Here is a 7,883-nt window from a genome sequence, read left to right as displayed (position 1 = left end):
GTTCTTGACGGCCTTGGCGAGCCGGTCGAGGCTCAGGTTGCACGGGGTGATCTCGTTCCAGCTCGACGCGACACCGATCTGGGGCTTGACCCAGTCGTCGTCGCCCATTCCCACGGCGCGGAGCATCCCGCGGGCCGCGGCCTTCTCGAGGCCGTCGGTGACGTCTCGGGACCGGGGCTTGATGTCGGGCTGCTGTCCCGTCGGCTGGCTGGTCGGCTGGGTCATGGCGTCAGGCTAGTCCGGCCTCGGCGCCGGCCGGTCTCCCGTCTCAGGAGGCGCGGCGGTCGGCGCCGGCCGACCGCATCCGCTCGACCACCTCCGCCCTGGTCGGATGGTCGGGCGGAGTGCCGTAGGCGGCGCGCATGACTCCTCGCCACATGCCGCGGTCGTAGGTGACGTAGGGGTCCCCGTCCTCACGCGAGCGTCGCCACTCGGCTGCCCCCTCGGCGCTCGGCAAGGAGTCGGGGGGCGACCACCACCCCTGTCCCCGAGGGTCGCAGTGGGCCGGGTAGTGACGATCGGCGCGGTCACGGATGGCCAGCGGGTCCATGGGCGCGACCCGGGCGCCGTCCTCGGCCACGGCCACCAGCGTCGCGCCATCGAGGGCCAGCACCTCCTCGAGGTCGGCCGCCGAGGGGATGGCACGGCCCGTCTCTCAACGGGCCACGCGGGACTGTGACACCCCGAGCCGCGCCGCGAGACCCCGCTGGGACACCCCGAGCTCGCGACGTAGCGTCGGACCAGCCCGGGCAGGGCGTCCAGAAACGGGAGCCCCGCCCGCATGGTCGGCGCCTCCGCAGCCACCCCGTTCGCATCCGCCTCGTCCACGCCGCCCCCTCGTCCGTCCCGTCCGTCCCGACCTCGTCACCCGAGGCAAGCACCGGCCACCGACATCGGCGTAGGGCACGAGCAGGTCGTCCACAGGAACGCTCGGCGCCGGGACGATCGGGTCGCGCGGTACGACCTGAGTCACCGGGTGACTCAGGTCGTAGCGGTGACAGGGGCAGGGCCCGCGGTGCGAGCTGAGTCAAAGGGTGACTCAGGTCCCAGCGGTGCCGCGGGGCCGTCCGGGCGTGCGCGGAGGCAGGATTGGCCCCATGAGTCAGGTCGCGGAGTCGCTCGACGAGCTCTGCGCACGGCTCGGGGACCTCGGCTGGGTGCGCGACGTGCTCGTCTGCGGGTCGCTGGCGACCGGTGACCACCGGGTCGGCGTGAGCGACGTCGACCTGGTCGCGCTGGTCGAAGGACCGATGGATGCCGAGCGCGTGGCCGGCGTCCGATCCCTGCACACCGCCCTGGACCACGGCACGGCCCGTGGCCTGGACCTGGGCTGCGTGTACGTGGACGAGCGCACGCTCGCGGACGTCGAGGCCCGACACCCGACGTGGACGCACGGTGTGCTCGTCGAGCGTCACCTCTCGCCGCTCGCCCGGGTGGAGCTGGTGCGGCACGGGCGGGCGCTGCGGGGCCATGGCCTGAGCGGGCGCTCCCCCGCCGCCGTGCTCCCGCCGGGGGACGACGACACGGTGCGCGCGGCGGTCCGGGCCGAGCTGGAGGGGTACTGGGCGTGGGCCGTACGCCGACCCTGGATGTGGCTCGACCAGGGGATCGCCGATCTCGGCCTCGTCACGATGGCGCGGGCCCGGCACGCGCTCGCGCACGGCGAGCTGGCGACCAAGACCGCCGTGCTCCACGACCTGGCCGTGCCGCCCCGGCTGGCGAGGCAGGTGCGGGCGCGACGGACCGGAGACGCCCCGCGGTCCCCGCTCCTGCTCCGACCGTGGGCCGCGGCGTACGCGTGGCGCGACGTGCGACGGACGATCAGCGCTGCTCGGCCGCGGCCTTGAGGGAGGCCAGTCCGCGGTCGAAGTCCTTGGCGATGGCCCGGTCGAAGAACAGCTTGCCCGCGAGCGCCATGACCGGGTTGCGGTGTCCCGACATCGTCCAGACGACCCGCGTGTGGCCACCGCCCACCTGGACGAGGTCGAAGGTCGTCAGGTTGCGCGCCTTGAAGGGCTTGAGGAACTGCAGGTCGACGGCCACCCGTGACGGCGTGGACTCCACGATCTCCATCGCGCCCTCGCCGGCCTTGCGGTTGCCCGACCAGCGGTAGTGCGAGCCGACGCCGGACGCGGGTCCCTGGTAGCTGCGCTCGAGGTCCGGGTCCAGGCCCTCCCACGGTGACCACTGCGGCCACTGGTGGAAGTCGTCGACGAGTCCGTGGACGCGGTCGGTGGGCGCGTCGATGGTCGTCGAGCGGGACATCGAGAAGTCAGCCATGGAGGTCCTCGGGGCGGTGGTCGGGCGGTTGGCGATCCGGATGGTCAGGCCAGCGAGGCGGCGCGCAGGAACATGATGTCGGGCAGGTCCTTGTGGATCTCCTGCCAGGTCTTCCCGGTGTCCGGCGAGGACCAGATCCCGCCGTTGCGGCCGCCGAAGTAGAGACCGGGCACGGCGTGGTCGTCGGTGCACATCGCGTCACGCATCACGGCGGCATAGAAGTCGTCGGGCAGCGACCCCTCGCCGAGGGGCTCCCAGCTCGTGCCACCGTCGGTCGTCCGGCACACCCGGGCCTTGCCGTCGACCGGCCAGCGGCCGCCGGCGTCCGCGATCGGGAACGTGTACGCCGTGTTGGCCTCGCGCGGGTGGACCACCATCGCGAACCCGAACTCCGAGGGCAGGCCGGGGGCGATGTCCTGCCACGAGGCCCCACCGTCGTCGGAGCGGTAGACGCCGCCGTGGTTCTGCAGGAAGAGGCGGTCCGGGTCCGTGGCATCGCGAGCGACCTTGTGCACGCACTGGCCGAACTCGGGGAAGTTGCGCTCGCCGGGGAAGAACTCGGCCTTGACTCCCGTGTTGGAGGCCGTCCACGTGGCTCCCCCGTCGGACGTGCGGTAGACCCCACCCGTCGAGATCGCCGCCAGCACCGAGTCGCCGTCGGTCGGGTGCGGAAGGATCGTGTGGAACGCCTGGCCGCCGAAGCCCTCGTTCCACTCCTGGCGGTGCGGGTGGTCCCAGAGGCCGCGCACCAGCTCGAAGGTCTCGCCGCGGTCGGTGGAGCGGAAGATCGCCCCCGGCTCGGTGCCGGCCCACACGACGCCGTCCTCGACCCCGGGCGCCAGCTGCCACACCCGCGCCAGGGTGGCGGGGCTGCCGTCGGGCTGTGTCGCGTCCTCGGGGAAGCGGATCGCGCCGTTGGGCGTCTCCTGCCACGAGGCGCCGAGGTCGTCGGAGCGCCACACCTGGGGGCCCAGCCAGCTCGACGACGCTCCTGCGAACAGGCGCGGTGTGTCGCCGCGCCCGTCGATGAGCACCGAGTAGACCTCCTCCATCGGGAAGTGCGGGCCCGACCACTCCCAGGCCGTCCTGGCCTCGTCGGAGGTGCCCAGCCACAGACCCTTGCGGGTCCCTGCCATCAGCAGCGTGCGTCCCATGTGCTCGTCTCCCGTCCCCGTATTCCTAATAGGAACAGTAGTCTCATCCCACCATGGGTCAAGACCTTCCCGTCACCTCGTACGCCCTGCTCGGCCTCCTGACGTTCGGGGACGAGCTGACCGGCTACGAGCTCAAGCAGCGCGCGGACGCGACCCTGCGCTTCTACTGGGTGTCCCCCGCGATGAGCCAGGTCTACAGCGAGCTGGCCCGGCTGACCGAGCGCGGTCTGGTCCTCACCCGGGGCGGAGGTGACCGCAGCACCACCTACCGACTCAGCGCCCGGGGCCGGCGGGAGCTGGAGGCCTGGATGCGCGGGACCGAACCCGGGTTCTCGGTGCTCAAGCACCCGGTCGCCCTGCGCCTCCTGCTCGGCCACGTCGTGGACACGCCGACCACCATCGCCATGCTCGAGGCCCACGTCGCCGCACTCGACGCGGAGCGGGACGCGCTGCTGGCCGTGCGCGAGGGGTTGCACGGCGCCGACGCCCCCGGACAGCGCTTCCGCAACCCCGGTCTCGTGGCGGACTGGGGTCTGGACTACTTCGAGAACGAGCGCCGTATCGTCACCAGCCTCATCGAGCGCCTGCACGAGGAGGACGAGCACCGGGAGGGGGACGCGTGAGGCGAGCCATCTGGCTGGTGATCGTCGGCATCGTCTCCGTCCAGGTCGGCGCGGCCTTCGCCAAGGACCTCTTCGGGACCATCTCCCCCACGGCCATCGTCTGGTTGCGGCTGGTCACCAGCGCGCTGGTCCTCGTCGCGGTCGCCCGCCCCCGCCTCGGGGGCCGCACCCGGCAGGACTGGTCGGTCGTCGTCGGCTTCGGGGTCAGCCTCGGGCTGATGAACTGGGCGATCTACCAGTCCTTCGCCCGCATCCCGCTCGGCATCGCGGTCACCATCGAGTTCATCGGCCCGCTGACGCTGGCCGTGCTCGGCTCCCGCCAGGCCCGCGACCTCATCTGGGTCGGCCTGGCGGCCCTCGGCGTGCTTCTCCTCGGCTTCGAGCCGGCGGACCTCACGGTGGCCGGTGTCGCGTACGCCCTGCTCGCCGGGGCCGCGTGGGCGGCGTACATCCTGCTGAGCGCACGCACCGGCGCCCGGTGGCCGGGGCTCGACGGGCTCGCGGTCGCCAGCCTCCTGGCCACCCTGCTGCTGACCGTCCCCGCCGTCGTCGCCGGCGGCGACACCCTGCTGGACGGGCACGTGCTGCTCGTCGGCGCGATGATCGGGCTGCTGTCCTCGGTGATCCCCTACAGCTGCGAGATGGTGGCCCTGCGGACCCTGCCGCCGTCGGTGTTCTCGATCCTGATGAGCCTGGAGCCCGCAGCGGCCGCGCTGGCGGCGATCGTCGTGCTGGACGAGTTCCTCACGCCCCTGCAGGGCATCGCCATCGGCTGCGTCATCGCCGCCAGCGTGGGCGCCACCCGGAGCAGTCCCGTGCACACCGAGCCGGCCCCGGACTGACCCGTGCACAATCGTCCTATGCCCACTCCTCCGGCACCGTGGTCCACCGCGCTGGCCGCGGTGACCGCACTGGTGGGCGCCTTCGTCCTGGCCGGCTGCGCCGACGACGGTGCCGAGCCGACGATCCCCAGCGTCACCCAACCCACCGACGCCACGCCGGACGGACCCGTCGGCACGCCGACCGGATCGCCGAGTGCCGCAGCGGGCGAGGCCCCCCGGGTCGCCGGCACGGTCGCCACGGGCCTCGAGGTGCCGTGGGGCATCGACTTCCTCGACGACGGCACGGCGCTGGTCACCGAGCGCGACACCCGGCGGGTGCTGGCCGTCGACGTCTCCGGCGACGTCCGCGAGGTCGGCGAGGTGGTCGAGGCCGAGCCCGAGGGCGAGGGCGGCCTGCTGGGACTGGCCCTCGACCCGGCCAGCGACGACCGCGACGTCTACGTCTACGCCACCACCGCCGACGACAACCGGGTGCTGCGCGCGCAGCTCGACGGGGGACGGCTCGGCCCGGCCGAGGTGGTCCTCGACGGCATCCCGAAGGGCTTCATCCACGACGGAGGGCGCCTGGTGTTCGGGCCCGACGGTTACCTCTACGTCTCCACCGGCGAGACGGGCGACCGCGACCTCGCCCAGGACCCCGACTCCCTCGCGGGCAAGATCCTGCGGATCACGACCGACGGCGACCCGGCGCCCGGCAACCCCGACCCCGACTCCCCCGTCTGGTCCCTGGGTCACCGCAACGTTCAGGGGCTGGCGTTCGACGACGAGGGCAGGCTGTGGGCCTCGGAGTTCGGTGAGTCGACGTACGACGAGATCAACCTGATCGAGCCCGGCGCCAACTACGGCTGGCCCCTCGTGGAGGGGCCCGGGGGCGGGGACGACTTCGTGGACCCGCTGGTCGTCTGGCCCACGTCGGCGGCGTCCCCCTCGGGGATGGCGTACGCCGACGGGTACCTGTGGGTCGGCGCGCTCCGCGGTGAGCGCCTGTGGCGGGTGCCGGTGCGCGGGGACCGGCTCGGCGAGCCGGCCGGGTTCCTCGAGGGCGACCACGGACGGCTCCGGACGGTCGTCGCGACCCCCGACGGCGACCTGTGGGTGACCACCTCCAACCGCGACGGCCGCGGCACCCCCAGCGACGAGGACGACCGGATCCTGCGGGTCACGCCGTCCGCGTGACCACCGAGCGCCGCGAGGCCCGCCGCAGCGTGGTGAGGATCGCCGGGCCGAGCACGACCAGGGCCACCGACGTGGTGATGGCCCGCCCGGTGTCCCAGCTCCCCGTCGAGGTCAGCAGGGTGTAGATCGCGAAGCGGTGCAGGTTCTCCACCAGCGGGGCGCCGGCGACGTACGAGAGCGACCCCTCGTGGCCGGGCACCGCGATGCCGAGGGTGAAGGGCCAGCTCGAGAGGTTCATCAGGATCCCGAAGGCGTACGACGCGACGATGCCGTAGGCGACCAGCACGGCGATCTCGGCGCGACCCGTGAACCGCCGCGGCAGCAGGCCGGCGCCCATCCCGATCCACGCCGACAGGAGCATCTGGAACGGCAGCCACGGGCCCACGCCCGCGGTCATCAGGGCGCTGGCGAACAGCGACGTGCAGCCGAGCACGAAGCCGAACCCGGGCCCGAAGACCCGCCCGCCCAGGATCAGCAGGAAGAAGACCAGCTCGATCCCTGCGGTGCCGGCCCCGAGCCCCCGCAGCACCGCGTTGACCGCGCTCAGGACGCCCAGGATCGCCAGCACCCGCGCGTCCATGCCGCCCTCGCCGAACTCGGCCAGCACGATCACGATGACCAGGGGCAGCAGGAGCAGGAAGAAGAACGGCGGGTCCACCCGTGCCCCCGCGGGCACGCGCAGCAGCAGGGGCCAGCAGAGCATCACGAGGCCGGCCGCCGACGCGGCCGTCAGCACCATCGCCGACCGGGCCCGGATGGGGACGGCCACCGGTCGACGGGATGCGTCGATGCTCACCGCTGTCCCTCCAGCGCCGCCACGACCTCGTCGACGCGCAGCCACGGAGCGCCCAGGATCTTGGTGACCTGCGGGGCGTACGACGGCGACGCGGCCACGACCTGCCGGGTCCGGCCCGCGGACACGACCTCCCCCTCGGCGAGGACGACGACGTCGTCGGCGACCGAGGCGACGAACTCGACGTCGTGGGTCGCGATCAGCACGGCGTGGTCGTCGTCGGCCAGGTCACGCACGATCGCCGCGAGCTGGCGCTTGGCGGCGTAGTCCAGACCCCGCGTCGGCTCGTCGAGGAGCAGCACCCGGGGGCTGGTGGAGAGGACGATGGCCAGCACCAGGGCCAGCCGCTGCCCCTCGGAGAGGTCACGGGGGTGGTGCCCGGCGTCGATGCCCGGCGCGAGCCGGTCGAGGAGGGCCCGGCAGGTGCCGGGTCCACCACCGCTGGCGCGGTCCGCCGCCGCGCACTCCTCGGCGACCGTCTCGAGGTAGAGCAGGTCGGCGGCGGTCTGCGGCACGAGCCCGACATGCGTACGCCGCCGGTCGGCGGGCAGCCGGGCGGGATCGGCGCCGGCCACCGCGACCGAGCCGGAGCGGCGCTCGTGGGCCCCCTGCAGGGTCCAGATCAGCGTCGACTTGCCCGACCCGTTGCGTCCCATGAGGGCCGTGACGTGCCCGGCCCGGAGCTCGAGGTCGACGTCGCGCACGGCCACCTGCGCCCCGTGGGTGACGGTCAGCCCCTGGGCGTCGAGCAGGATCTCCCCGCCGGTCGCCGGCACCGCCTGCGGGGTCGGCAGCTCGCGCAGCAGCCGGGCGTGGCGCCGGGCCTCACGGACGCTGAGCGGCAGCGGGGACCAGCCCGCGACCCGGCCCAGCTCGACGATGGGCGGCACGACCGGGGAGGTGGCCAGGACCGTGGCCGGCTCGTCGACGAGCAGGCCACCGTCGCCGGTGAGCAGCACGATCCGGTCGGCGAACGGCACGACCCGCTCGAGCCGGTGCTCGGCGAGGAGCACCG

At 73.5% G+C, this 7,883-nt stretch carries 9 protein-coding genes and 1 pseudogene; 4 read left to right on the top strand and 6 right to left on the bottom strand.

Annotation, left to right across the window (positions count from 1 at the left end; all coding sequences use genetic code 11):
* Together ACXJKL_RS09255 and ACXJKL_RS09250 are read right to left on the bottom strand one after the other, a co-directional pair.
* Positions 1-225: pseudogene (locus ACXJKL_RS09255) on the bottom strand (dihydroxy-acid dehydratase); the annotation flags it as partial.
* A gap of 43 nt (positions 226-268) precedes the next feature.
* Positions 269-613, bottom strand: coding sequence for a hypothetical protein (locus tag ACXJKL_RS09250; protein ID WP_457206774.1), 345 nt, complete (start codon positions 611-613; stop codon positions 269-271).
* 484 nt (positions 614-1,097) lie between these two features.
* Between ACXJKL_RS09250 and ACXJKL_RS09245 the strand changes: the two genes are divergently transcribed.
* Positions 1,098-1,847 (top strand): nucleotidyltransferase domain-containing protein, encoded by a 750-nt coding sequence (locus ACXJKL_RS09245; RefSeq protein WP_457206773.1) that lies wholly within the window; start codon positions 1,098-1,100, stop codon positions 1,845-1,847.
* Here ACXJKL_RS09245 and ACXJKL_RS09240 read toward each other — a convergent pair.
* Positions 1,822-2,280 carry an SRPBCC family protein gene (locus ACXJKL_RS09240; protein WP_457206772.1) on the bottom strand — a complete coding sequence of 153 codons (459 nt, stop codon included), beginning with the start codon at positions 2,278-2,280 and terminating at the stop codon, positions 1,822-1,824. The genes ACXJKL_RS09245 and ACXJKL_RS09240 overlap by 26 nt on opposite strands.
* A 44-nt stretch (positions 2,281-2,324) precedes the next feature.
* Positions 2,325-3,434: a WD40/YVTN/BNR-like repeat-containing protein gene (locus ACXJKL_RS09235; protein WP_457206771.1), complete on the bottom strand. Its 1,110-nt coding sequence runs from the start codon at positions 3,432-3,434 to the stop codon at positions 2,325-2,327.
* Positions 3,435-3,487: 53 nt separating this feature from the next.
* On the opposite strand from ACXJKL_RS09235, the gene ACXJKL_RS09230 reads away from it, so the two are divergent.
* The 3 genes from ACXJKL_RS09230 to ACXJKL_RS09220 are packed head-to-tail and all read left to right on the top strand — an operon-like array spanning position 3,488 to position 6,075.
* Complete coding sequence (locus tag ACXJKL_RS09230; RefSeq protein WP_457206770.1) at positions 3,488-4,057, top strand: PadR family transcriptional regulator; 570 nt, start codon at positions 3,488-3,490, stop codon at positions 4,055-4,057.
* Positions 4,054-4,899: an EamA family transporter gene (locus ACXJKL_RS09225; RefSeq protein ID WP_457206769.1), complete on the top strand. Its 846-nt coding sequence runs from the start codon at positions 4,054-4,056 to the stop codon at positions 4,897-4,899. The genes ACXJKL_RS09230 and ACXJKL_RS09225 overlap by 4 nt, the downstream gene beginning before the upstream one ends.
* Positions 4,900-4,917: 18 nt before the next feature.
* A complete protein-coding gene (locus tag ACXJKL_RS09220) occupies positions 4,918-6,075 on the top strand; it encodes a PQQ-dependent sugar dehydrogenase (protein WP_457206768.1) in 1,158 nt (385 codons plus the stop codon).
* Here ACXJKL_RS09220 and ACXJKL_RS09215 read toward each other — a convergent pair.
* Both ACXJKL_RS09215 and ACXJKL_RS09210 read right to left on the bottom strand, forming a co-directional pair.
* Entirely contained in the window at positions 6,059-6,871 is an 813-nt protein-coding gene (locus ACXJKL_RS09215; protein WP_457206767.1) for an ECF transporter S component, read from the bottom strand. The genes ACXJKL_RS09220 and ACXJKL_RS09215 overlap by 17 nt on opposite strands.
* On the bottom strand, positions 6,868-7,883 hold a 1,016-nt coding region (locus ACXJKL_RS09210; protein ID WP_457206766.1), incomplete at its 5' end, for an ATP-binding cassette domain-containing protein. The genes ACXJKL_RS09210 and ACXJKL_RS09215, both read right to left, overlap by 4 nt.

The organism is Nocardioides sp. P5_C9_2, from assembly GCF_054049555.1.
Note: the sequence above shows the minus strand (reverse complement) of the source record. Positions and strands in the feature narration are given on the sequence as shown.